General features: G+C 71.1%; 25 protein-coding genes. 16 read left to right on the top strand and 9 right to left on the bottom strand.

The features are described from left to right. Nucleotides 1-131 precede the first annotated feature (131 nt). Entirely contained in the window at nt 132-749 is a 618-nt protein-coding gene (locus E1286_RS32765; protein ID WP_132618675.1) for a TIGR03086 family metal-binding protein, read from the top strand. A 289-nt stretch (nt 750-1,038) separates the two neighbouring features. Here E1286_RS32765 and E1286_RS32770 read toward each other — a convergent pair whose 3' ends face one another. After that, on the bottom strand, nt 1,039-1,398 hold the full coding sequence (locus tag E1286_RS32770) for a MerR family transcriptional regulator (protein WP_246075417.1): 360 nt from the start codon (nt 1,396-1,398) through the stop codon (nt 1,039-1,041). A 100-nt stretch (nt 1,399-1,498) separates the two neighbouring features. Here E1286_RS32770 and E1286_RS32775 point away from each other — a divergent pair, with 100 nt between their 5' ends. Beyond that, a complete protein-coding gene (locus E1286_RS32775) occupies nt 1,499-2,251 on the top strand; it encodes an aminotransferase class IV family protein (RefSeq protein WP_132618679.1) in 753 nt (250 codons plus the stop codon). A 254-nt stretch (nt 2,252-2,505) separates the two neighbouring features. Further along, a complete protein-coding gene (locus tag E1286_RS32780; protein WP_223190643.1) occupies nt 2,506-2,940 on the top strand; it encodes a DUF1963 domain-containing protein in 435 nt (144 codons plus the stop codon). Nucleotides 2,941-3,075: 135 nt separating this feature from the next. Here E1286_RS32780 and recQ read toward each other — a convergent pair whose 3' ends face one another. Together recQ and E1286_RS32790 are read right to left on the bottom strand one after the other, a co-directional pair. Beyond that, complete coding sequence (gene recQ / locus E1286_RS32785; RefSeq protein ID WP_132618681.1) at nt 3,076-4,887, bottom strand: DNA helicase RecQ; 1,812 nt, start codon at nt 4,885-4,887, stop codon at nt 3,076-3,078. Nucleotides 4,888-4,987: 100 nt separating this feature from the next. Beyond that, a complete protein-coding gene (locus E1286_RS32790) occupies nt 4,988-6,574 on the bottom strand; it encodes an MFS transporter (protein WP_246075418.1) in 1,587 nt (528 codons plus the stop codon). Between the two features lie 49 nt (nt 6,575-6,623). On the opposite strand from E1286_RS32790, the gene E1286_RS32795 reads away from it, so the two are divergent. The 4 genes from E1286_RS32795 (at nt 6,624) to E1286_RS32810 (ending at nt 8,925) form a co-directional block, all read left to right on the top strand. Beyond that, entirely contained in the window at nt 6,624-7,394 is a 771-nt protein-coding gene (locus tag E1286_RS32795; RefSeq protein WP_132618683.1) for an SDR family NAD(P)-dependent oxidoreductase, read from the top strand. 28 nt (nt 7,395-7,422) lie between these two features. Then, nucleotides 7,423-7,668: a type B 50S ribosomal protein L31 gene (locus tag E1286_RS32800; RefSeq protein WP_132618685.1), complete on the top strand. Its 246-nt coding sequence runs from the start codon at nt 7,423-7,425 to the stop codon at nt 7,666-7,668. A 3-nt stretch (nt 7,669-7,671) separates the two neighbouring features. Further along, nucleotides 7,672-8,619, top strand: a complete 948-nt coding sequence (locus E1286_RS32805; protein WP_223190645.1) for a DUF1152 domain-containing protein — start codon at nt 7,672-7,674, stop codon at nt 8,617-8,619. A gap of 69 nt (nt 8,620-8,688) precedes the next feature. Continuing rightward, nucleotides 8,689-8,925: a DUF3040 domain-containing protein gene (locus tag E1286_RS32810; RefSeq protein ID WP_132618687.1), complete on the top strand. Its 237-nt coding sequence runs from the start codon at nt 8,689-8,691 to the stop codon at nt 8,923-8,925. Here E1286_RS32810 and E1286_RS32815 read toward each other — a convergent pair. The 3 genes from E1286_RS32815 to E1286_RS32825 form a co-directional block, all read right to left on the bottom strand. Beyond that, nucleotides 8,884-9,153: a DUF6343 family protein gene (locus E1286_RS32815; RefSeq protein ID WP_132618689.1), complete on the bottom strand. Its 270-nt coding sequence runs from the start codon at nt 9,151-9,153 to the stop codon at nt 8,884-8,886. The genes E1286_RS32810 and E1286_RS32815 overlap by 42 nt on opposite strands. 14 nt (nt 9,154-9,167) lie before the next feature. Then, a complete protein-coding gene (locus E1286_RS32820) occupies nt 9,168-9,872 on the bottom strand; it encodes a maleylpyruvate isomerase family mycothiol-dependent enzyme (protein ID WP_132618691.1) in 705 nt (234 codons plus the stop codon). 104 nt (nt 9,873-9,976) lie between these two features. Continuing rightward, on the bottom strand, nt 9,977-10,711 hold the full coding sequence (locus tag E1286_RS32825; RefSeq protein WP_132618693.1) for a hypothetical protein: 735 nt from the start codon (nt 10,709-10,711) through the stop codon (nt 9,977-9,979). Nucleotides 10,712-10,975: 264 nt separating this feature from the next. Here E1286_RS32825 and E1286_RS32830 point away from each other — a divergent pair, with 264 nt between their 5' ends. The 7 genes from E1286_RS32830 (at nt 10,976) to E1286_RS32860 (ending at nt 18,009) form a co-directional block, all read left to right on the top strand. Next, nucleotides 10,976-11,965 carry a LacI family DNA-binding transcriptional regulator gene (locus E1286_RS32830; RefSeq protein WP_132618695.1) on the top strand — a complete coding sequence of 330 codons (990 nt, stop codon included), beginning with the start codon at nt 10,976-10,978 and terminating at the stop codon, nt 11,963-11,965. A 115-nt stretch (nt 11,966-12,080) separates the two neighbouring features. Then, the gene (locus E1286_RS32835; RefSeq protein ID WP_246075419.1) at nt 12,081-13,409 is read left to right on the top strand and encodes an ABC transporter substrate-binding protein; all 1,329 of its coding nucleotides are present in this window, start codon (nt 12,081-12,083) and stop codon (nt 13,407-13,409) included. Beyond that, nucleotides 13,409-14,275 (top strand): carbohydrate ABC transporter permease, encoded by an 867-nt coding sequence (locus tag E1286_RS32840; RefSeq protein ID WP_132618697.1) that lies wholly within the window; start codon nt 13,409-13,411, stop codon nt 14,273-14,275. Before E1286_RS32835 ends, E1286_RS32840 begins: the two co-directional genes overlap by 1 nt. Further along, nucleotides 14,272-15,195 (top strand): carbohydrate ABC transporter permease, encoded by a 924-nt coding sequence (locus tag E1286_RS32845; RefSeq protein ID WP_132618699.1) that lies wholly within the window; start codon nt 14,272-14,274, stop codon nt 15,193-15,195. Before E1286_RS32840 ends, E1286_RS32845 begins: the two co-directional genes overlap by 4 nt. Nucleotides 15,196-15,198: 3 nt before the next feature. Next, nucleotides 15,199-16,707 carry a glycoside hydrolase family 13 protein gene (locus E1286_RS32850; protein WP_132618701.1) on the top strand — a complete coding sequence of 503 codons (1,509 nt, stop codon included), beginning with the start codon at nt 15,199-15,201 and terminating at the stop codon, nt 16,705-16,707. 142 nt (nt 16,708-16,849) lie between these two features. Then, nucleotides 16,850-17,452: a dihydrofolate reductase family protein gene (locus tag E1286_RS32855; RefSeq protein ID WP_132618703.1), complete on the top strand. Its 603-nt coding sequence runs from the start codon at nt 16,850-16,852 to the stop codon at nt 17,450-17,452. Between the two features lie 23 nt (nt 17,453-17,475). Beyond that, nucleotides 17,476-18,009 carry a carboxymuconolactone decarboxylase family protein gene (locus E1286_RS32860; protein ID WP_132618705.1) on the top strand — a complete coding sequence of 178 codons (534 nt, stop codon included), beginning with the start codon at nt 17,476-17,478 and terminating at the stop codon, nt 18,007-18,009. Here E1286_RS32860 and E1286_RS32865 read toward each other — a convergent pair. The 3 genes from E1286_RS32865 to E1286_RS32875 form a co-directional block, all read right to left on the bottom strand. Continuing rightward, the gene (locus E1286_RS32865; RefSeq protein ID WP_132618707.1) at nt 18,001-18,885 is read right to left on the bottom strand and encodes an aminoglycoside phosphotransferase family protein; all 885 of its coding nucleotides are present in this window, start codon (nt 18,883-18,885) and stop codon (nt 18,001-18,003) included. The genes E1286_RS32860 and E1286_RS32865 overlap by 9 nt on opposite strands. A 155-nt stretch (nt 18,886-19,040) precedes the next feature. Continuing rightward, nucleotides 19,041-19,931, bottom strand: coding sequence for a serine/threonine-protein kinase (locus E1286_RS32870; protein ID WP_132618709.1), 891 nt, complete (start codon nt 19,929-19,931; stop codon nt 19,041-19,043). Between the two features lie 57 nt (nt 19,932-19,988). Continuing rightward, entirely contained in the window at nt 19,989-21,767 is a 1,779-nt protein-coding gene (locus E1286_RS32875) for an N-6 DNA methylase (protein WP_132618711.1), read from the bottom strand. Nucleotides 21,768-21,843: 76 nt separating this feature from the next. Between E1286_RS32875 and E1286_RS32880 the strand changes: the two genes are divergently transcribed. Both E1286_RS32880 and E1286_RS32885 read left to right on the top strand, forming a co-directional pair. Beyond that, nucleotides 21,844-22,614: a PP2C family protein-serine/threonine phosphatase gene (locus tag E1286_RS32880; RefSeq protein ID WP_132618713.1), complete on the top strand. Its 771-nt coding sequence runs from the start codon at nt 21,844-21,846 to the stop codon at nt 22,612-22,614. Nucleotides 22,615-22,720: 106 nt separating this feature from the next. After that, the coding region (locus E1286_RS32885) for a CHAP domain-containing protein (RefSeq protein ID WP_165970016.1) at nt 22,721-23,438 on the top strand (718 nt) is incomplete at its 3' end.

Below are 23,438 nucleotides of genomic sequence, written 5' to 3' on the forward strand. Positions count from 1 at the left end.
CCACCCATCCACGCTCTGTTCGCCATCGAACCTCCTCGCCCTCACTACTCCGCATCGGCCCAGGAGGTTCCCGGCGGCCAAGGCCGATGATTTTCCCCACACGTACGGGTCTCCTTTGGCGAGGAGGCGATATGGGCGAGTACGGACGACCGTTGGCGGCAGGCGTGGCGCTCCTGGAACGCGCGATCGACTACACCCTCGGCAGCCTGCGCAGCGTGACCCCGGCCGTCCTTTGCCGCGCCACACCCTGCTCAGGCTGGAACCTCCACCACCTGCTGGAACACCTGGGCGACTCCCTTCGCACCCTGACCGAAGCCGCCACCGGCCACGTCGCAGGCTGCCCCCACACCACCGAGGACCTACGCGACCGGCCGGCGACCGGCGCCGATCCGGCACTGCTCGTCAGGGACGGGGCCGCCGAGATGCTGGGCGGGTGGTCAGCCTTGAGAGACGGCGACGCCGGGACGGTCTGCGTCGGGAATCAGCGGCTGACCGGCCCGATGGTGGCCGCGGCGGGCGCGATCGAGATCGCCGTGCACGGCTGGGACGTGGCCAGGTCGTGCGGCGAGCGCCGCCCGATCCCGCCGCTCATGGCGGAGGAACTGCTCGACCTGGCCCGCCTGTTCGTGACGTGCGCCGACCGCCCGTCCAGGTTCGCCCCGCCGATGGTGGTGCCCGCGTACGCGCCCGCGCAGGACCACCTGCTCGCCCATCTCGGCCGGGACCCTGACTGGTTCGCCCATAATTGACCTGTTTCGACTCCGCATCACCGCCTCACAGGTCGTACGATCTCCTAGAGGAAAAGTCACGGCGCTCCCCATGGGCGCCGGTGGGCGAACCATGTACGTCCCCGCCGACACGGTGACACCGAAGGGCCCGGCCATCCCGGGACGACCACGCAGGACACCGTGCCGAGGGCGCAACCCCGTCCGGCCAGGCCCGCACAGGCGGGACCCTGACGGCCGCGGACGGGCCGGCCAACGTGGTGGCGACGACCGTTCTTCGTGCGGCCGTCGCCACCACCCCCGCGGGGCCGGATCAGGATCCCGTCAGGTAGCCGGCGAGAGTGCCGCGGCTACGCCGGAGATCGTCGATGCGGTGGTCCATGGCGGCGAGCTCGCCGTTGAGGACCTCCCACAACTCTGTGCACCAGTCGATTTCCGGGCGCTCGCCCCGGGCGCACGGCAGCACCTCACGGATCACCTCCGTGGACAGGCCCGCCTTCAGCAGCGCGCGCACCTGCCGCACGGTGACCACGGAGTCGTCGTCGTAATGGCGATAACCGTTGGAGCCCCGCCGGACGTCGAGCAGACCCTGCGCTTCGTAATAGCGCAGCAACCGCGTGCTGACCCCGGTACGCCGCGACAGCTCCCCGATCAGCATCTGACCCCGCCTCACCACAGGTTGACCTTGTCATGGATGTGAAGCCTTAACGTCGCCTCAGCGACGACCATTCCGGCCGGGTCGTCCTCGATGTCGTCTTTCGTGGGAGTGACGCATGTCCACTTTTGTTGTGCAACGTAACGGCCGCGCGGCGAGCGCCGAGGATCTGGCGCCGCTCGCCTTCGCCGGCTATGCCCACTTCACCGCCATGCAGGTGCGTGAGGGCCGGGTACGGGGTCTCGATCTTCACCTGGAGCGGTTGCGGTCCGCCTCCATGGAGCTCTTCGGTCAGGCGCTGCCCGACGATCGGGTACGGGCCTGCCTGCGGGCGGCGCTTCAGGCCGGCCCGGCTGATTTGTCGCTGACCGCGACGGTGTACTCGCCGGCGGGCGAATTCACCGTGGCGGGGGATGACGTGGAGCCGGAGCTGCTCGTACGCACCGGACCGGCCGCCTCCGGCCCGCGAGGACCGCTCGCGCTGGCGGCCGTCGAGCACGAACGGGTGCTCCCGGCCGTGAAGCACGTCGGCGAGGTGGCCAAGACGTACTTTCTCCGTCAGGCTGCCGGCCAGGGCTTCGACGACGCCGCCTTCCTCGACCGCCGGGGCCGGCTCAGCGAAGCATCGATCTGGAACCTCGCCTTCTGGGACGGCGCCGCGGTGGTGTGGCCCGAGGCCGCGATGCTGGGCGGCACCACGATGGCCATCGTCCGCCGTCAGCTGGATCGCCTCGGTGCGCCCCAGCGCGTCCAGGAGATCACGCTCGCCGATCTGCCGGCCTTGGCCGGCCCGGTGCCCTTGCCGGCAGCGCCATCCTTCGCCCAACTGCTGCACCACGCCTACCGAAAGGAACGAAGCACCGCACCATGACGAACCCGCGGCGGGGTGAGACTCCCCGCACGGGGCCTGCCCTACGGTGAGAACCGCCTGTTACCGGGTCGGAGAGCCAAGCCGAGGCGCGCTGCCGGGTGTCGGACGTCGGCGCTAAGTTGATTCGGATGACCCCCGAGATGCTGGACAAACTGAACAGGTTCCGTGACAAGGCGCTCGCGCGTGACGTCCCGTCCGCCGACGTGGACAGGTGACTGGCCACCGCCCGCCGATGCTCGACCCTGTCGCCGCATGTGGACGGGCCGGTCGTCGGCCACTTCGGCGGTCCGCTGATGCTTCCCGCCGACGTCACCGATCCTCGGCGGGGGCAGCACCTCATCGCGTCCATCGACCTTGCGGCGCTGCCCGAGGACGCGACGGGCCTCCCGCTACCGCCCGACGGCCGGCTGCTGTTGTTCGCCCATCCCGACGGGCTGGCGGCTATTGACGAATACGGCGAGTTGGACCCGGTCACGTCGTCTGCGACGTGGGCGGCGAAATCGGAGGAACAGGGGATCCGGCCGGGAACCGGTGAACGGGCAAACCCCGCGGACTGGGTGCTTCTCGCCCAATGGCTCCCCGCGATCAGCGGCTTGGAGGGTGCCTTCGTCCACTGGGCGATCAGGAGACAGGACGTGGGGGCGCGGCGCTTCGACCGGGTATACGTCACGATGTTCTTCGCTCCCTGACCGGCAACAGCGGTCCGGACCGCACCCAGCCCGCTCCCGCTCGGCCGACGCCCGCCCCACTCACGGGCGCATGTCAGCGTTCACGTGAAGTGCGTGGCGCTGCTCATGCGTGCGCATCGCCGTCCGACCGAGGGGTCACGTGGTGGCCTGGAGGGTCTCCAGGACTTGTTCGCCGTATTTGGCGAGTTTGTTTTCGCCGACGCCGTTGACCGAGCTCAGCTCGGACAGGGACGACGGGGCGCGGGTGGCGATCTCGCGCAGGGTCGCGTCGTGGAAGATGACGTACGCGGGCACGCCCTGCTCCTTGGCGACACCGGCGCGCCAGGCACGCAGGCGTTCGAACACGGGGGCGGCCTCCGCCGGCAGCTCGGCCGCCGCCTGCGCCTTGGCGGGGGAGGAGACCTTGGCGCGGGCCGGGCGCAGCGTGTCGCGGCGCAGCAGCACCTGGCGGTCGCCCTTCAGCACGGCCGCGCTCGCCTCGGTCAGCACCAGCGCCCCGTAGTCGGACTCCACCGCGAGCAGCCCCTGCGCCAGCAGCTGCCGGACCACGCCGTGCCACTCCGCGTTGCCCAGCTCGGCGCCGACGCCGAAGACCTTCAGCGTGTCGTGACCGTGCTGCATGACCTTGGCGGTCTGCTTGCCGAGCAGGATGTCGACCACCTGCCCCACCCCGAACTTCTGCCGCCGCTCATTGGCCAGCCGCCACACGGCGGACAGCACCTTCTGGGCGGCGACCGTGCCGTCCCACGACTCGGGCGGGGTCTGGCAGGTGTCGCAGTTTCCGCACGGCCGGGAGCCCTGCTGACCGAAGTAGTCGAGCAGCATCACCCGGCGGCAGCTCACGGTCTCGCACAGCGCCAGCATGGCGTCGAGGTGGAGCACCTGCCGGCGGCGGTGGGCGTCGTCGCCCTCCAGTGCCATGCGCCGGTGTTGCACGACGTCTTGCAGGCCGTAGGCCATCCACGCGGTGGCGGGCAGGCCGTCGCGGCCGGCCCGGCCGGTCTCCTGGTAGTAGCCCTCCACCGACTTGGGCAGGTCGAGGTGGGCGACGAACCGCACGTCGGGCTTGTCGATGCCCATGCCGAACGCGATCGTGGCCACCACGATCAGCCCGTCCTCGCGCAGGAAACGGGCCTGGTGGTGGGCGCGGGTGCCGGCGTCGAGGCCCGCGTGGTAGGGCACCGCCGCGATGCCGTTGTCGGTGAGGAACTCGGCGATCTTGTCCACCGACGAGCGCGACAGGCAGTAGACGATGCCGGAGTCGCCCGGATGCTCCTCGCGCAGGAACTGCAGGAGCTGACGCTTGGGCTCGCTCTTGGCGGTGATGCGGTAGTGGATGTTGGGCCGGTCGAAGCCGGCCACGAAGTGACGGGCCTGGTCGAGGCCGAGCCGGGCGGAGATCTCGGTGTGGGTGGCGGGCGTGGCCGTGGCCGTGAGCGCGATGCGCGGCACGTCGGGCCAGAGCTCGCGCAGCTTGGACAGCTCCAGGTAGTCGGGGCGGAAGTCGTGACCCCACTGCGCCACGCAGTGGGCCTCGTCGATGGCGAACACCGAGATGTCACCCTTGCCCAGCAGCCGCTGGGTGGCCTCCAGGCGCAGCCGCTCGGGCGCGAGGTAGAGCAGGTCGAGCTCGCCCGCCAAGAACTCTGACTCCACGAGCTGCCGCTCGTCGAAGCCTTGCGTCGAATTGAGGAACCCCGCCCGCACGCCCAGCGCCCGTAGCGCGTCGACCTGATCCTGCATCAACGCGATCAGAGGCGAGATGACCACGCCGACGCCGCGGCGGACCAGCGCCGGGATCTGGTAGCACAGCGACTTGCCGCCGCCGGTGGGCATCAGGACGAGCGCGTCGCCGCCGGCCACGAGGTGGTCGATGATCTCCTGCTGGCCCGCCCGGAACGAGTCGTAGCCGAACACGCGCTGCAGAACGTCGGAGGGGGTATCCATGCGGCTACCTTACGTGTTCGGGGGTGAACGGATCGTCATTTCCGCCGACGGCGGACGCGGCCTCCGCGGCCCGCGAATCGGCCGGTAGGCACTACCGTACTCACGCCGACGCGCCCTCCGTACGCCCTCCGCCGTCCCCGGGACGACGCCCCAGATCGGACCCCTCATCCCCGCCGGCACGCTCCCCGTCACCCGAACAAGCGCCGCCGCCGGCACGCTTGCGGTCGTCCGAAGAAACGCCGCCGCCGGGACGCCCGCCACCACTCGGACGTTCACCGCCACCCGCGGGAAGGCCCGCGCCGGGACGCCCGCCACCACTCGGACGTTCACCGTCACCCGCGGGAAGGTCCGCGCCGGGACGCCCGTCACCGCCACACCGCCCACCACCGCCGGTAGGCGGGCCCGAGCCGGGACGTCCGTCACCGGCGGAACGCCCGCTGCCGCCAGTATGCTCGCCGTCGCCGACAGAACGGCCCTGGCCGGGGTGGCCGGAAAGCTCGCCGGCTCGGTCGCGTGAGCGGCCGTCCCGTTCGTACGCCACCAGGGCCAGGGCGCCGAGCGCGCAGGCCGCCGCCACCGCCCCCATCACGGCCGGATACCCCGTAACCTGCGCCAGCCCGGCCGCCAGCAGGGGCGCGATCGCCTTCGCCACGGTGATCGGCAATGCCAAGGCGCCGCTCAGCGACGCGTACGCGGCGGTGCCGTACCGGTCGGCCATCAGCGCGGGCCGGGCGATCGTGGCCACCCCGAACCCCAGCCCGAACAGCACCACCCCGACCACCGCGCCCACCGTGTCGCGTCCCACGAGAGGCAGCAGCACGGCCGCCAGCCCCTGCAGCGCGAACATGGCGGCCGTGACCAGCGCCACCGGCCAGCGCGCCTGCAGCCCCGTGGTGACCAGTCGCCCGGTCACCGACAGCACCCCGAGCAGCCCGGCCACACCGGCGGCGAACACGGGCGGGTGCCCGAGCGTGATCAGGTACGTGACCAGCAGCACGCCCATCACCGCCACCGCGCCCGTCTGAGTGAGGAACGCCGCCGCCAGCAGCCAGAACGGCCGCTCGCGCACCGCCGTCCGCACGATCTCACGCCGGTCGGCGTGCGGCGGCGCCGCCCGCCCGCGTACGACCAGCGCGTGCAGCGGCACGGCGGTCACGGCGTAGCCGGCGGCCAGGATGACCAGCGCCCGCCGCCACCCGTACAGCTCGACCAGCACCCCCGTCAGCGGCAGGAAGACGCTGGAGGCGAACCCCGCGACCACGGTCACCGCCAGCAGCGCCCGCGCCCGCCGTGCCGCGTCGAACCAGGCCATGATCACCGCGAACGCGGCCTCGTACAGCACCATGGCCGACGCCACGCCCAGCACCCCGCACACGACGTACAACTCCGCCACCGAGCGCACCTGCGACCAGGCCAGCACGGACAGCGCGCCCAGGAGGGAGCCCGTCGTCATCAGGCCGCGACCGCCGTGCCGGTCGAGGCGGCGGCCGACGACCGGCGCCACCAGCCCCGACACCAGAACCGACAGCGTGATCGCCCCCGTGAGCTCCGCCACCCCGGCGCGCAGGTCGCGCGACATCGGCGGGATGAACACCGAGAAGGCGTAATAGAGCACCCCGTAGCCGACGGTCTGCGTGATCGCCAGCGCGGCGACCATCCGGGCGGGCGACGTCGGTCTGGCGATCATTCCTATTTCGTTCCCGCTTGTCCGAAGAAACCATCGCTAGCGTCGAATCATGAGCTTTTCATACGTGGTGACCGGTGGCGGGCGCGGAATCGGGAAGGCGGTGGTCGAGCGGCTGCTCGGCGAGGAGGGCGAGCAGGCCACCGTGGTCGCCGTCGAGCGCGACCCGGAAGCCCTGAACTGGGCCGGTCCCCGGGTCGTCCCCTTGATCGGCGACGCGGCCGACGAGCAGATCATGGCCAGGGCCGCCGCGCTCGCCGAGGAGGCGGGTCCTCTGGCGGGCTGGGTCAACAACGCCGCCGTCTTCCGCGACGCCTCCGTCCACACGTCCTCGATCGCCGAGGTCAGAGAGCTGATCGCGGCCAACCTCGACCTGGCCCTGGTCGGCTGCGCCACCGCCGTGCGGCACTTCCTCGCCGCCGGCAGGCCGGGCGCCGTCGTCAACGTCACCTCCCACCAGGCCGCCAGGGCGGTGCCGGGCAGCCTGCCGTACGCGACGGCGAAGGCCGCCGTCGAGGGGCTGACCAGGGCGCTCGCCGTCGAGTACGGCCGCCACGGCATCCGCGTCAACGCCGTCGCCCCCGGTTCGGTGGCCACGGAGCGCTACGAGGAGTTCCTGGCCGCGAAGAGCTCGCAGGAGGCGGCGGCCGTGGAGGCGGAGTTCGCCCGGCTCCACCCGCTGGGCAGGGTCGCCGCGCCCGCCGAGGTGGCCTCCGTCGTCGCCCACCTGCTCTCCCCGGACGCCGCCTTCGTCACCGGCGCGACGATCCCCGTGGACGGCGGTCGGAGCGTGCTCGGGCTGGACCCGGAGATGAGGGAATGAAAACCGTTCTCGTACGGTTGCAGCGGCCATGAAGAAGAACCTGCACCCCGCGTACCGGCCGGTCGTCTTCCGCGACCCCAGCGTTGGCTTCGCGTTCCTCACCCGCTCGACCAGGACCAGCGACAAGACGGTCGAGTGGGAGGACGGCAAGACCTACCCGGTCATCGACGTGGACGTGTCGTCGGCCAGCCACCCGTTCTACACAGGGCGCGGCCGCATCCTGGACACCGCCGGCCGCGTCGAGCGTTTCAACCAGCGTTACGGCAAGATGTGAGGCGTGCTCGAATCGCCCCTGTCCGCCCGGCTTGAGGGCTCCCACCGGATCCTCGTCGCCGGCGCGGGCGGGGGCTTCGACGTGTACGCGGGCCTGCCCCTCGCCCTGGCGCTGCGCGAACGCGGCAAGGAGGCGTACCTGGCGAACCTGTCGTTCAGCCAGCTCGACGGGCTCGGCCTGGACGCCTGGCTCGCCGAGGACGTCGCCGCGATCGACCCCGACACGCCCTCCCGCGACTGGTACTTCCCCGAACGCGCCCTGGCCCGCTGGCTCCACTCCCGGCGCCTGCCCTCGACGGTGTACGCGTTCCCGAGAGTCGGCGTGCGTCCCCTCAAGGCCGCGTACGAGCGGCTGGCCGCCCACCTCGGCATCGACGCGATCATCCTGGCCGACGGCGGCACCGACATCCTCATGCGCGGCGACGAGGCCGGGCTCGGCACCCCGGTCGAGGACATGGCGAGCCTCGCGGCCGTGCGCGGCCTCGACGTGCCGGTGAAGGTCGTCGTGTGCCTCGGCTTCGGCGTCGACGCCTACCACGGCGTCAACCACGCGCAGGTGCTGGAGAACCTCGCCGCACTGGAACGCGACGGCGGCTACCTGGGCGCGTTCTCGTTGTCCAGGGCCACGGCGCCGGGCGAGCTCTACCTCGACGCGGTCGCCCACGCCCGGGGCGAGATGCCCTCCCACCCCAGCATCGTGAACGGCTCCATCGCGGCGGCCGTGCGCGGGGAGTTCGGCGACGTGCGCTTCACCGACCGGACCAAGGGCAGCGAGCTGTTCGTCAACCCGCTCATGTCCCTCTATTTCGCCGTGGACCTCGACGCGCTGGCCGCGCGCTCGCTCTACCTCGACCGCATCGAGGACACCGTGCTGGCCCGCCAGATCGCCTCGATCATCGAGGACTACCGCGACGAGGTCACGCCACGCCCGCCCAGGGTCTTCCCGCACTGAAGACGGGCGGAATGCGTGCGCTACCCACGGGTAGAAGAAGGGAAGCGGCGTGAGAGCAGTGGTGGTGCGATGGGTCTCTCCGGAAGGGAACGCCGAATCCTCGCCGAGATCGAGCGAGCCCTCGAGCAGGACGACCCCGACTTCGCCCGTCGCCTCGCGGAGATCGAGAGGATCGAGGCGGAGCGTGCGCGGGCCGGCCGCTGGCGGGGGCGTCTCCCGCGCGGCCGGGCGTTCCACGTGTGGGTGATCTTCGTGCTCGGTCTCCTAGTGATCGTGCTGCTGCTGGCCGCCGTTCTCGCCACGTGAGCGCCGGTGGCGCAGCACCAGCAGGTCGAGGGCGGCGATGATGGCCACGGCGGCGGCGATCGCCGCCTCCCACAGCCACACCTGCGCGCCGGTGTTCATGGCCAGCACGGCGAAGACCACCGCCGCGACGACGGCGATCACGAGCACGACCGACGACAGGATCCGGCGCAGCCGCAGCGGGCTGCGGGCGGTCACCGGCTCGGTCCCCTCGCGGTTGCGCAGCCACATGGCAGGCTCTCCTTTCAGGCCAGGCACCGAAGGGCCGAGACGACGCGCGGGTCCAGGCCGTGCCCCTCGGGCAGCCGGCCGACCGTGGCCTCCACGAACTGGGGGTACGACAGCGTGGCGCTGACGCCGTCGGCGTTGACCCAGATCTGCTCGGCCGTCTGCTCCACCTGGACGTCGGCCTCCTGCTCGGCCAGCACGAACCGGCCCACGGCCACCCGCCACAGCAGCCGCCCGTCGGTCTCCTCCGGTGAGACGGGCGCGCCCACGTCGTCGGCGTGGGTGGCGTACTCGGAGTCGTAGTGGAAGGTCTGCCTGCCGACCGGGTACGGGCCCGCCATCGTGTCGAGCAGGGCGTCGGGGCCGAGGGCGCGCATGCGCTCGCGGGTCTCGCCGTTCTTGGTGCGCCACTCGGCCAGCACGTCCTCGACGGGCACGTCGCGACGGCGGCGTACGGACCACTCGTTGAAGTCGTTGTAGCCGCTCACGCCTTCGACGGTCAGCCGGCTCGTCAGCTCCTCCACGCTGCCGTCGAGGCAGGCGTGGTTGTACAGCTCCTCACCGGCGAGGTGTCCGAGCACGTCGCGCACCGACCAGCCCGCGCACCGGGACGGGCGCTGCCAGCCGGCCTCGTCGAGCCCGGAGAAGAACCGGTCGAGCCGGGCCGCCTCGGCGTCGAAGATGTCGAACGGGTTCCAGTCTTTGAGCAGGTCCTCGGCCATATCGGGACGCTACCCCCCACGCCCCGACTTTCACTGTTTCGCGTTAATCGCGGACATGCCGAAGGCCCGGCCCCTCGGGACAGGCCGGGCCTTCGGAGAGGGGGTTATCGGCGCCAGACGGGACCGTAGACCCGCACGTAGTCCGTGCGGCCCGTGGTGCTGTCGAGACGCTCGTCACCGGCGTACACGGCGCGGAACGAGCCGCTCCGGTAGGCGCGGGTCTGGGCCGTGAACTTGCCGTTCCACGACGTGGTGCCGGCCGCGACCCACTTCCAGGCGCTGGAGCCGGTGGCGCGGTAGTAGACGTTGACGCGCTCGCCGCGGACGCCCCTCCAGCCGCGGGTCTCGGCCTGGAGGTAGCCGGAGAAGCCGATCGTCCTGCCCGAGCGCACCGCCGACGGGTCGGCGCTGAAGCGCGCGATGCGGGTGTCGGCCTTGCTCCTCTTCAGGTAGACCGAGAAGTACGCCGCGTCCCTCGCGATCACCCTGTTGGAGCGGTCGAAGGCCGTGGCCGTGGCCCTCCACTTGCCGGTCGGGTCGTCCTGGTTGAAGCCGATCGCGAAGCGCCAGCCCTCCAGATCCCTGACGTCCTTGGTGCGCATCGTGCGCATGCCCTCGGCGGGCGCCACGCTGAGCTCGACCCGGCTGACGTCGCGGGTGGCCCCGATGTCGAAGTACGCGGTCGTGGTGCGGCCGCGCTCGACGGCGACCGGGTTGGGGCTGATGTCGCGGATCTTGACCTCGGCGTCGCGCTTGGCGGCCGATGCGGCACCTGCTCCGGACACGAGCATGGCCCCGCCCACGACGGCGGACAGTATGCCTACTGCGATCTTTCTCATGAGGGTGCTGATTCCTCTCCCCGTAGTCGGACTTGGAACCGGCCTGGGGTGGCCGGCTCACTACTCCTTTGAGTCCGCCGGAGGGAAGAAGGTTTGCTAAAAATCTGAGAAAAGTTTGATCACAGTCTTGACCAGTGCAAATGAAGAGGAAGTCGCCTTCGCGCGGATATGACGTTGTGAAGTCCTCTGACTCCTCTCTGGCATCGTGCGCAAGCCAGCGTAAGTCATTGCAAGTACTTGCGTAGAAGGCCGTATAGTTTGCGCATGACGCGACGACTCGCAGAGGTGGCCAAGAAGGTCGGAGTGAGCGAGGCGACCGTGAGCCGGGTGCTCAACGGCAAGCCCGGGGTGTCCGACGCGACCCGCGAGGCCGTGCTGACGGCGCTCGACGTGCTCGGCTACGAACGCCCCAGCCAGCTGCGCGGCGACCGCGCCAGACTGGTCGGCCTGGTGCTCCCCGAGCTGCAGAACCCGATCTTCCCCGCCTTCGCGGAAGTGGTCGGCGGCGCCCTGGCCCAGCAGGGCTTCACCTCCGTGCTGTGCACGCGCACGGTCGGCGGCGTCTCCGAGGCCGACTACGTCGACCTGCTCCTGCAGCAGCAGGTCAGCGGCGTGGTCTTCGCCGGCGGCCTGTACGCCCAGGCCGACGCCGCCCACGGCCACTACCGGTTGCTGCACGAGCGCAGGCTGCCTGCGGTGCTGGTCAACGCGGCCGTGGAGCACCTCGACTTCCCCCAGGTGTCGTGCGACGACGCCGTGGCGGCCGAGATCGCCCTGGCTCACCTGCGGGCGCTCGGGCACGAGCGCATCGGCATGGTGCTCGGCCCGAAGGACCACATCCCCTCACGGCGCAAGCTGGAGACGTTCGAGGCGCAGGGCGGCGACCCCGAGCTGGTCGAGCACACGATGTTCGCGCTGGAGGGCGGGCACGCGGCCGCCGCCCGGCTGGTCAGGCGCCAGGCGACCGGGGTGATCTGCGCCAGCGACCTGCTCGCGCTCGGCGCGGTGCGGGCCGCCCGCCGGGCGGGGCTGTCCGTGCCCGGCGACCTGTCCGTGATCGGGTTCGACGACTCCGCGCTGATGAACTGCACCGACCCGCCGCTCACCACGGTCCGCCAGCCGATCGACGCCATGGGCCGCGCCGCCGTCGACCTCCTCGTCGCGCAGATCGGCAAGGCCGTGGTGCCCGCCGACGAGCTGCTGTTCGAGCCCGAGCTCGTGGTCAGGGCGTCCACAGCGCGCGTTCCCTCGTAACGCAGTCGTTATCTTGCAATATTCCGTCGAAATATTGCCCATTTTGGTCGGCGATCCTATGGTGTGGGGCACCTCGCATCAGAAGGGTCAGACCATGCGGAGATCCACTGGACTCTTGCTCGTAACCGTGCTCGGTCTCGGGGCCACGGCTTGCGGATCGGGTGAGCCCGCCACCCCGGCCACCGGTGGCGCCGAGGCCGTGACGATCACGGTGGCCTGCCAGCCGGCCAGGACCGCGCCCAAGGAACGCCAGGCCTGGGACGACGACGTGGCCGCGTTCATGAAGGCGAACCCCGGGGTGACGGTCAAGAGCACGGACCAGCAGCCGTGCTTCGACCCCAAGACGTTCGGCCCCAAGCTGGCGGGCGGCCAGATGGAGACCGTCTTCGTGGTGCCCGTGACCAACTACGACGACGTCATCTCCCAGGGCCAGGCACTCGACGTCACGCCGCACACGAACCTGATCAAGAACTGGAACGACCTGCGGCCCGACGCGCGCGAGCTGGTCACCAGGGACGGCAAGGTCTACGGCGTGCCGAACGTCCTCTACAGCGTCGGCCTGGTCTACAACCGCGCCCTGTTCACCCAGGCCGGTCTCGACCCGAACACCCCGCCCAAGACCTGGGCCGAGGTGCGCGAGGCCGCCAAGAAGATCGCCGCCCTCGGCCCCGACCACGTGGGCTTCGGCGAGTACTCCGGCGGCAACACCGGCGGCTGGCACTTCACCCAGGCCATCTACGGTCGCGGCGGCGACGTCCTGACCCCCGACAACACCAAGGCCGCGTTCAACTCGCCCGAGGGCAGGGCCGTGCTGCAGACCCTGCACGACATGCGCTGGGCCGACAACAGCATGGGCAACAAGCTCCTGATCGGCTGGGAGTCGCTCATGGTGGCGATGGGCGGCGGCAAGGTCGGCATGATGCTCGGCGCGCCCGACGTGGTCACCGACGTGGTCACCAAGTTCCGGGGCAAGGTCTCCGACTACGGCATCACCGGCTTCCCCGAGGCCAAGGCGTCGCTGAGTGGCGGCGAGGCGTACATGATCAACCCGAAGGCCACGCCGGAGCAGGTGAAGGCCGGCATGGCGTGGATCGACTTCCGCTTCAACACCGTCGGCAAGGGCCGCTTCGACTTCGCCCGCGGCAAGGCCATCGGCAACCCCGTCGGCGTCCCCGACAACGCCGTCTACGGTGACTCGCCCACCGGCCAGGCCATCCAGGCCGACCGGGTGAAGAACGCCACCCTGCCGGTCGAGAACTACCAGAGCTACGTCGAGGCCGCCGCGAGCATCCCGCCGAAGTCGGAGCCGGTGCACGCCCAGGAGATCTACGCCATCCTCGACGTGCCCATGTCCGCCGTGCTGAGCCGCAAGGACGCCGACATCGGCCAGTTGCTCGCCGACGCCGAGACCAAGGTCAACAACCTGCTGGCGGCCAAGGGCTGATGGGAGTACTGCGGCGCAACCTGACGGCCTACGGGTTCCTGTGCGCGGCGCTGTTCTGCTTCACGGTGTTCGCCTGGTATCCGATGGTCAGGGAGTTCGTCCTGAGCTTCCAGAAGACCGACCTGATCAACCCGCCCGAGTGGGTGGGCCTGGCGAACTTCCGGGGGGCCGTCCAGGATCCGGCCTTCTGGGAGGCCTGGCTGAACACCGTGGAGTTCACGTTCCTCGCGCTGCTGTGCGGCTACGCCGTGCCGTTCGTCGTCGCGCTCGTGCTGAACGAGTTGCGCCACGCCCGGGCCTACCTGCGGTTCGTGGTCTACCTGCCGGTCATGCTGCCGCCGATCGTGGCGGTGCTGCTGTTCCGGTGGTTCTACGACCCGGGGCCCGGGCTGTTCAACCAGCTCCTCGACCTGGCCGGCCTGCCGCCGCTGGCCTGGCTGGACAGCTCCTCCACCGCGCTGATCTCCCTCGTGCTCGTCTCCACGTGGATGAACATGGGCAGCGCGACGCTGATCTACCTGGCCGCGCTGCAGAACATCCCGTCCGAGCTGTACGAGGCCGCCGAGCTCGACGGGGCCGGGATCTTCCGCCGCATCCGGCACGTCACGATCCCGCAGACGCGGCTGATCCTGCTGCTCATGCTGATGCTGCAGATCGTGGCGACCATGCAGGTGTTCATCGAGCCGTACATGCTGACCGGCGGCGGGCCGGAGAACTCGACGGTCACGGTGGCGTACCTGATGTACCAGTTCGCCTTCTCGCAGATGAACTACGGCCAGGCGGGCGCGCTCGGCATGATGCTCATGCTCGTGCTCCTCGTCTTCGCCGCCCTCCAGCTCAGGTGGACCAGGGAGGACCCGGCATGACGTCCCTCGCCGCGGCCAGGCCGAAGCGCGGCAGAGCCCGGACGCCCAGGCCCATTCACGTGCAGTTCCGCACGATCGTCTCGCCGCACCAGCTCAACAGCAGGTGGGGGCGGCGGATCTACTGGCTCGTGCTCGCCGCGGTCGTCGTGACGTTCAGCCTGGCGTTCGTGCTGCCGCTGTACTGGATGGTCACGGGCGCCATGAAGACGCCGGAGGAGGTCGCGCAGATGCCGCCGACCCTCGTCCCGGCGCAGCCGACGCTCACCCCGTTCTTCGAGGCGTGGGAGCTGTTCGACATCGGTACCCTGCTGGCCAACACCGTCTACTACGCCCTCGGCGCGTGGATCTTCTGCATGTGCGTGGACGTGGCGGCGGCGTACGCGCTGTCGAAGCTGCGGCCGGCGTTCGGGAACGTGATCCTCGGCGCGATGCTGGCCACGCTGATGATCCCGCCGATGGTGATCCTCATCCCGCTGTACGTCACGATCGTCGACCTCGGGCTGCTGAACAACCCGTGGGGCCTGTGGTTCCCCGCGGCGGCCAACGGCTTCAACATCTTCCTGCTGAAACGGTTCTTCGACTCCATCCCGCGCGAGCTCATCGAGGCGGCGCAGATCGACGGCGCCGGTCCGCTGCGGGTGCTCTGGTCGGTCGTGCTGCCGGTCTCGCGGCCGATCCTCGGCGTGGTCTCCATCTTCACGATCGTCACCGCGTTCAAGGACTTCGTCCTGCCGCTGCTCGTCATGACCGACAGCGAGAAGATGACGATCAGCGTGGGTCTGTCGCAGACGGCCGGCGCGGTGACCCAGAACCAGGTCATGGGCGGGCTGGTCATCGCCGCCGTCCCCATGATCATCGTCTTCTTCGTCTTCCAACGGCACATCATGGCGGGCCTTACCGCCGGAAGCATCAAGGGATAGCGCATGTCGCAAACGTGGTGGCGGGGGGCCGCGATCTACCAGGTCTACCTGCGGAGTTTCGCCGACGGGAACGGCGACGGCATCGGCGACCTGGCCGGCCTGCGGGCCCGCCTGCCGTACCTGCGGGACCTCGGGATCGACGCCGTCTGGCTCAACCCGTGGTATCCGTCGCCGATGGCCGACGGCGGCTACGACGTGGCCGACTACCGGGGGATCGAGCCGGTCTTCGGCACGCTCGCCGAGGCCGAGCGGTTCATCGAGGAGGCGCACGGGCTCGGCGTCAAGGTCGTCATCGACGTGGTGCCGAACCACAGCTCCACCGAGAGCGCCTGGTTCAAGGAGGCTCTGGCCGACCCGGCCAAGCGCGACCGGTTCTGGTTCGGCGACGAGCCGCTGAACGACTGGCAGTCGATCTTCGGCGGCCCGGCGTGGACACAGGTCCCCGACGGCCAGTGGTACCTGCATCTGTTCGCCCCCGAGCAGCCCGACCTCAACTGGGCGAATCCCGAGGTGCACCGGGAGTTCGAGGACGTGCTGCGTTTCTGGTTCGAACGCGGCGTGGACGGCTTCCGCGTCGACTCGGCCGCCCTGCTGGTCAAGTCGGACACCGCGTACGAGGACCTCGACGGCGTGCACGACGTCTACCGGCGCTGGCGCGAGATCGCCGACGAGTACGGCGGGCGCGTCCTCATCGGCGAGGTCTGGCTGCCCGACCAGGAGCGCTTCGCCCGCTACCTGCGCCCCGACGAGCTGCACACGGCCTTCAACTTCGACTTCCTGTCGTGCCCGTGGGACCCGGCCGAGCTGCGCCGCGTCATCGACCTCACGCTGGCCACGCACACCCCGATCGGCGCCCCGCCGACGTGGGTGCTGTCGAACCACGACGTGACCCGCGTCGTCACCCGCTACGGCCGCGCCGACACCGCGTTCGAGCACGGCGGCCGCCTGCACGGCGCGCCGTCGGACCTGGAGCTCGGCTACCGGCGGGCCCGCGCGGCGGCGCTGCTCGCGATGGCCCTGCCCGGCTCGGTCTACGTCTACCAGGGCGAGGAGCTGGGACTGCCCGAGGTCGAGGACCTCCCCGACGAGCTGCGCCAGGACCCGATGTACGCCCGCTCGGGCGGCGCGAACCCGGGCCGCGACGGCTGCCGCGTGCCGCTGCCGTGGTCGGGGGAGGAGCCGCCGTTCGGCTTCGGCGCCGGCACGCCGTGGCTGCCGCAGCCGGAGAGCTGGCGCAAGCTGACGGCCGAGGCGCAGCGTACGGACCTGGGGTCGATGCTCAACCTCTACCGCTCGGGGTTGCGCCTGCGCCGGGACCTGCTCGGCGACGGAACGCTGACCTGGCTGCCGCTGGGCGACCAGGTCCTCGCCTTCACCCGCGACTCGGGCCTGACCAGCATCACCAACCTCGGCCCCACCCCGGTGCCGCTCCCGCCTGGCCGCGTACTCCTGACCAGCGGCCGGCTGGAGGACGGCGCCGTCCCCTCCGACACCACGGTCTGGCTGACCTGACCTCCGCGTACGAGGAGGTGCCGGCTGACCGGCCTGGCCCCGAATCACCCCTGTGCCGTGAACAGCTTCACGGGGGATGTCGAGACGGGGATCGTGGCTCCGACTCTGCTGTGAAGGAACCCCGAACAGGCAGGAGAAGGCAATGGGCAAGGTGTTCTTCGATCTCGCGATGTCGCTGGACGGCTACATCTCCGGTCCCGACGCGCGTCCCGGCAACCCGCTGGGCGACGGCGGCGAGAGGCTGCACACCTGGATGTACCGTACGGCGGCGTTCATGAAGCTGATCGGCCGTGGGAACGGCGGGGAGACGGGGCCCGACGACGACCTCGTGCGGCGGACCATCGAGCGCGCGGGGGCCTCGGTGATGGGCCGGCGCATGTTCGACGAGGGCGAGGTCGGCTGGCCGGAGGAGGCGCCGTTCCACCACCCGGTGTTCGTGGTGACCAGCCGGGCCCGCGAGCCGTGGGTGCGCAAGGGCGGCACGACGTTCACGTTCGTCACCGACGGCGTCGAGAGCGCGCTGGCGCAGGCGAAGGCCGCGGCGGGCGGCAAGGACGTGCGCGTCTCTGGCGGCGCCAGCCTCGTCCGTCAGTGTCTCGCCGCGGGTGTCATCGACGAGGGCGTCATCCACCTGGCCCCCGTGCTGCTCGGGGCGGGCATCCGACTGTTCGACGGCCTGCCGGACGCGGCCGGCGTCGGGCTGGACGGGCCGGTCGCGCACCTCGACTACCGGATCACCCGCTGAGGTTCCGGGTTACGATCACGCGTATGGCACGGCTGCGCAGGACTCCGCCGCACGAGCTGGACCCCGAGGCCCGGGCGCTGCACGAGAAGATCACCTCGGGGCTGCGCGGGCGGTTCATGGTCGATCCGGCGGGCGGGCTCACGGGCCCGTTCAACGCGATGCTGCTCAGCCCCGCCGTCGGCGATCCGCTGCAGGAGCTGGGGGTGGCCGTCCGTTACCGCTCCTCGCTCGGCGACCGGGCGCGGGAGCTGGCGGTGCTCGTCGTGGCCGGGCACCACGACAGCGCGTTCGAGCAGGCGGCGCACGAGCCGATCGCGCGCGGGCTCGGCTTCACCGACGAGCAGCTGCGGGCGCTGCGCGACGGCGCCCCGCTGAACCTGCCGGACGAGGGCGAGGCGGCGGTGCTCGCCGTCACCCGCGCCCTGGTGACGAAGGGCGACCTGGACGACGACTTGTACGCCCTGCTGGGGGAGCGGGCGCTGTTCGAGCTGACCACGCTGGTCGGCTACTACACGACGCTCGCCCTCCAGCTCCGCGTCTTCCGCGTCTCACCGTAGGGCGCGGGTCATGCCGGTGGGGTCGTTCAGCCACGCCTGGAGGGCCTGCCGGGCCGCGGGAAGCCACTGCGGGGAGTGCGCCGCCCTGGCCAGCACCCACAGGGTGCCCTGCAGGCCGCGCGCCGCGACGTACACCGCCAGGCCGGGATCGTCCGGATCCGCCCCGTAAGCGCGTACGGCGGCCCGCCCGTCCAGGCGGGTGGTGCGCAGCAGGCAGGCCACGTCCCAACCGGGCGGCCCCGCCATGGTCTCCTCGAAGTCGTTCCACAGCAGGCCGCCGGGGGTGGCGAGCAGATTGCCCGGATGCGCGTCGCCGTGCACGGCCTGGAGCCCGTCCACGTCGCGGAGCCGCGCCGTCAGCTCGGCGTGGGAGTCGCGCAGCAGCGCCAGGACGTCCGGCTCGACCACGCCGGAGCCGGCCAGCGCCGACAGGAGCCGTACGGGCTCGTCCAGCACCGGGCCGAGGCGCGGGAGGCCGCCGGGGAAGCCGCGCAGGGCGGCGTGCAGGCCGGCCAGTGCCCGCCCGGCCGCGTCCGGCGTCACGGCGTGGCCGGGATCGTGATCGACATGGGCCCAGAAGGAGACCGTGACGCCGTGGTGAACGTGCGGCCCGGCGGGCAGCAGGTCGCTCGGCGGCACCACCGGCGCCCCCGCCGCGTGCAGGAACGACGCGACCGCCACCTCGCGGGCCAGCGCGTCGGCGGGCCGGGCCCGGCCCAGCGCGGTGACGGTGGGGACCCGCGCCACGACGGGCGCGGGCCGCAGGTGGATCCGCAGGTTGAACGAGTCGTTCAGCACGACCGGCTCCCGGACCCGCACCCCGTGGGCTTCGGCGACGGTGACGGCGGCGGACACGGCGGCGCGGTTCGGGATCATCCCTCTATCTTCCACACGCCGTGCGCAGCCCGTAGCTGAAGGCGCCTGCGGCCGCAGGCGCTCCACTGACTGGCGATTGTCGGATCAGTCAAGGATGACCTGCATGAGTATTCTTCAGGTAGATAGGCTGGGACCGGCGGCCTGGCGCGCCAGGGTCAGCCGCCCAGGACGCGCCCCGCCATCCGGGCGTACATGCGGCCTGGACTGGGGGAGGTCGTCAGGAAGCCGGGCAGCATCGGCAGGTCCACCGCGAACGGGTCGAGCCGCTCGTACAGCTCGTCGGCGTCCCTCGGGCGGTCGTCCGGGCTCTTCTCCAGCAGCTGCGCCAGCAGCGCCCCCAGCGGCTCCGGCAGCCCCGGCACGGGCGGCGGGCTCTGCTTGACCTGCTTCTCGAAGACCACGTAGTCGGTCGGGCCGGTGAACAGCTGGCGCCCGGTCAGCATCTCGTGCAGCACGCAGCCGAGCGCGTACAGGTCGCTGCGCGGCTCGGCGACGCCGTGCTGGATCTGCTCGGGCGCCATGTACGCCGGCGTCCCCATGATCTGCCCGATCCGGGTGAACGTCGTCACGTCCGACTCGCGCAACATCGCCAGGCCGAAGTCGAGCACCTTCACGCTGCCGTCGGGGCAGAGCATGAGGTTCGTCGGCTTCAGGTCGCGATGGCAGATCGACAGCGCGTGGGCCGCCGACAGCACGGCGCACGCCTGGGCCGCGATCGCCGCCGCCCACTGCACCGGCAGCGGCCCGTGCTCGTGCACCACGTCGGCCACCGTGACGCCCTCGATGAACTGCATCACCTGGTAGAGCCGCTGCTCGTGGGTGCCGAAGTCGTACAGGACGGGTGCGCCCGGATGCTCCAGCCGGGCCAGGATGCGCGCCTCGCGCAGGAACCTGCGCTCCAGCTCCTGGTCGGGGCCGCTGGGCAGGCGCAGCAGCTTCACCGCCACCCGGCGGTCGAGATGGCGGTCGTGGCCCGCGTACACGGCTCCCATGCCGCCTTGCCCGAGAGGGAGGTCGTCGAGCTCATAGCGGTCGCCGATGACCATTAGCCCCTCCGCGCTGCCCTTCGTGGAAAATCACTACATTCGGCAAAAGCTACACCGTCAGGACTGCGGGTGCAGATGGCCTTCGGCCAGGCCGTCGAGGCCCAGCCGGATCAGCGTCTGCCCGAGGGACGAGGTCTCACGGATGGCGTCTTCGAGCACGGCGAGCTGCCGGAACGCGGCGCCGTACGCCTTCTGCTCCTTCAGCGGCAGCCGCGGCAGGCGGGTGCGGCGCACGTCGAACCGGCTGGAGCCGGTCGTGACCCGGCCGCCCGCGGCCCGCAGGAAACCGGCCAGGAAGTCGGGGTCGAGCCGGCGGGCGTCGACCCGGTAGAGGGTCAGGTGCGGGCCCAGCACCGCCCCGCCGCCGTCGGCCACGACCCGGACGGCGGAGTAGGAGGCCACCACGTCGCCCGGGCGGATCGCGACGAGCCCCTGCTGCACCGTGGTCGCCCCCGACGGGGAACTGCCGCTGAACACGTCGTCGGAGGTCAGGACCGGCACGTCGCCCCCGTCGGCGGCCATCTTCGGCGGCGCCTGCGACGTGGTCACCAGGCCCTCCTTGATCAGATCGCCGAGAGTGGTGGCGGGCTGGTCGAGCGGCTGGTCCAGGACCTTCAGGTCGGGCGGCACGGCGGCGGCCGCGAGGAAGCGGTCGCGCGCCTCGGCGAACGCCCGCCCGACGTCGTCGCGCCGCTGGTGGCGGGCCGGGGTCATGTCGACCTCGTCGGCCAGCAGGTCGATGATGCGCACCGTCTGCTCGGAGCGTTCCTCGACGTACGCGCGCCAGGCCGGCTCGACCGCCGCCAGGTCGGCCGCGGCGTCGAGGATCAGCACGTCGGACGGCGGGCGCTCGCCCGCCGCCGGACGGCGCAGCAACCACAGGTCGGAGCCCGGCAGCGCGACGACCGCCCGCAGCGCGCCCGCGCGCAGCAGGTTGGCGCGGATGCGACGGCCCGGCCGTCGGCTCGCGGCGGCCGGCGGCATCAGGATGGCCACCAGGCCGCCCGGCCTGACGTGGGTGAGGCAGTGTTGCACCCAGGCCAGCTCGGACTCGCCGCGCGGCGGCAGGCCGTACTCCCAGCGCGGGTCGCCCGTGAGCTCCTCGTAACCCCAGGCCCGCTCGTTGAACGGCGGATCGCACACCACCGCGTCGGCCCGTTCGCCGGCGAAGCCGTCGTGACGCATGGAGTCGCCGGGCACCACGCTGGCCTCGACGCCGCGCAGCCGCAGCCGGAAGGCCGCGATGGCGGCCGAGGTCTCGCTCAGCTCCTGCCCGAGCACCCTGACCGGACCCGGCGCCGTACGGGCGGGGGCGAGCAGCAGCGTGCCGACGCCGCAGGCCGGGTCGAGGACGGTCGCGCCGTCCGCGCCCACCAGGGTCACCATCAGCTCGGCCACGTCGTCGCGGGTGACGGAGAGCCGGCGCGAGTGGGCCTCGAGGTAGCGCTCGCAGAGGAATTCGTACGCGGCCGCCGGGCCGTGCTCCTCGCCCAGCTCCAGGACGAGCCGCGCCAGCTCGGGATCGAGCGCGGCGTCCGAGACGCCGGCGGCGCCGGTCAGCAGGGCTCCGGCGTGGGCCACCAGCTCGCCGAGGCGCAAATCACCGGCGGCTTTCAGGCGTTGCCACACCCGATCTCCCAGGGAGACCTGGTAGGACTTCCCATAGCGCCGCAGCCAGGACTCGACCTGCCGCAGTGAGAACAACGGCTGGTTGGCCGTGCCGCCGATGGGCTGGGGGAAGTCGTCGTGGCGGCGGCGCCAGTTGCTCACCGCGGCCCGCCCGACACCGGCGAGCCGGGCGATGTCCCCGGCGTTGACGGTCGGGTCGTGGCTCATGGACCCCACAGTAGTTCACAAGAGTCTTCAGCGCATCTGCTTGTGAAGTCTTTCAACCAATGATTTACTGCAGGGTATGAAGCACAACATCCGCTATGCCGCCGGATCAGACGTGGGCCGCCGCAGGGAGCAGAACGAAGACTCCGGCTATGCGAGTGGCCGCTTGCTCGTGGTTGCTGACGGCATGGGTGGACACGCGGCCGGCGAGCTGGCGAGCTCGGCGGCGATCGCCGTCATGCGTGAGCTCGACGCCACGCTTCCCGAGACGGGCTCCGACCTGGAGGCCGCGCTGGAAGGGGCCGTGCACGAGGCCGCGCGCAGGCTGGTCGAGCTGGCCGAGATCGACCCCGCCCGCCGGGGGATGGGGACCACGGTGACCGCCATGCTCTGGGACGGTTACCGGTTCGCCCTGGCTCATCTCGGTGACTCCCGCGGATATCTGCTTCGCGATGGTGCTCTCTATCAGATGACCAAGGATCACACACTTGTGCAGTCGATGGTGGACGAAGGCCGGATAACGGAGGACCAGGCCGCCGTGCACCCCCGGCGCTCCATGGTGCTGCGCGTGCTGGGCAGCGAGGGCCGGGCCGAGCCCGACATGGCGCTGCGCGAGGCCGAGCCCGACGACCGCTACCTGCTGTGCTCCGACGGGCTGACGACCGTGCTCGGGCCCGAGGTGCTGCACGAGGTGCTGACCACGGTGGTGGATCCGGCGGCGGCCGTGCAGCGGCTCATCGACCTGGCGAACGAGGGCGGCTCGCCCGACAACGTGACCGTGATCGTGGCCGACGTGGTCGCGCCGGGCGCGGGGGACGTGGCCGTCTACCGCGTGGGCGCGGGGATCTGACGCCGTATCACCGGCCTCATCCGTCACAGAGCCGATATTTCGCCTCATAGCGCGACATTTTCCGAGTGAGCAGCGCAATTTCTCGATGGCGCTATTACAGTCCATCGTGATTTATCGGTTTTCTGGAGGAGTCGTCCTGGACCCGATCGCGGACGAGCTGCTGAAAACGGTGCGGCAGGAACTCGGCTACAAGGAGAAGAGCGGCCAGTTCACCAAGTTCGGCGAGTGGTACGCGGATCGCGTGCAAGATTCCCAGTTCCGCAACGGGGCATGGTGCGACATGTTCCTCGCCTGGGCGGCCAACAAGGCGGGTATTTCCGAATACGTCGGTGAGTTCGCCTGGACGCCGTCCCACGCGGCCTGGTTCATCAAGCAGGGCGCCTGGACGCAGAAGCCCGAGCCGGGGGCGCTGGTCTTCTTCGACTGGAGCGGCGGCAGCAGCTACAAGGGTGTCGACCACGTGGGCGTCGTCGAGCGCGTCGAGGGCACGAAGATCCACACCATCGAGGCGAACGTCGACCGCGTCTGGCTCAAGCGCAAGACCAGGGAGACGGACAAGGTCGTCGGCTACGGCGTCCCGCGCATCGTCAAGGAGCGCGCCGAGCGCGACGAGATCCGCTCCACCGAACGGCCCTTCGTCCCCCTGCCGCGCGCCGAGGCGCCGCCGTCGTCGCCCCTCGACGTCTTAGGCACCCCGCCCGCGCTGCTGGCCGTCATGGTGCTCGTCATCCTCGTGCTCTCGCTCCGGGTCACCGGCCGCCGCCGCGGCTCCCACCGCCGCCTGCCCTGGCCGTGGAACGCGCCATTCACCCGCAAGCCCGCCG

The sequence above is a fragment of the Nonomuraea terrae genome (assembly GCF_004348995.1).
Taxonomy (GTDB): Bacteria; Actinomycetota; Actinomycetes; order Streptosporangiales; family Streptosporangiaceae; genus Nonomuraea; species Nonomuraea terrae.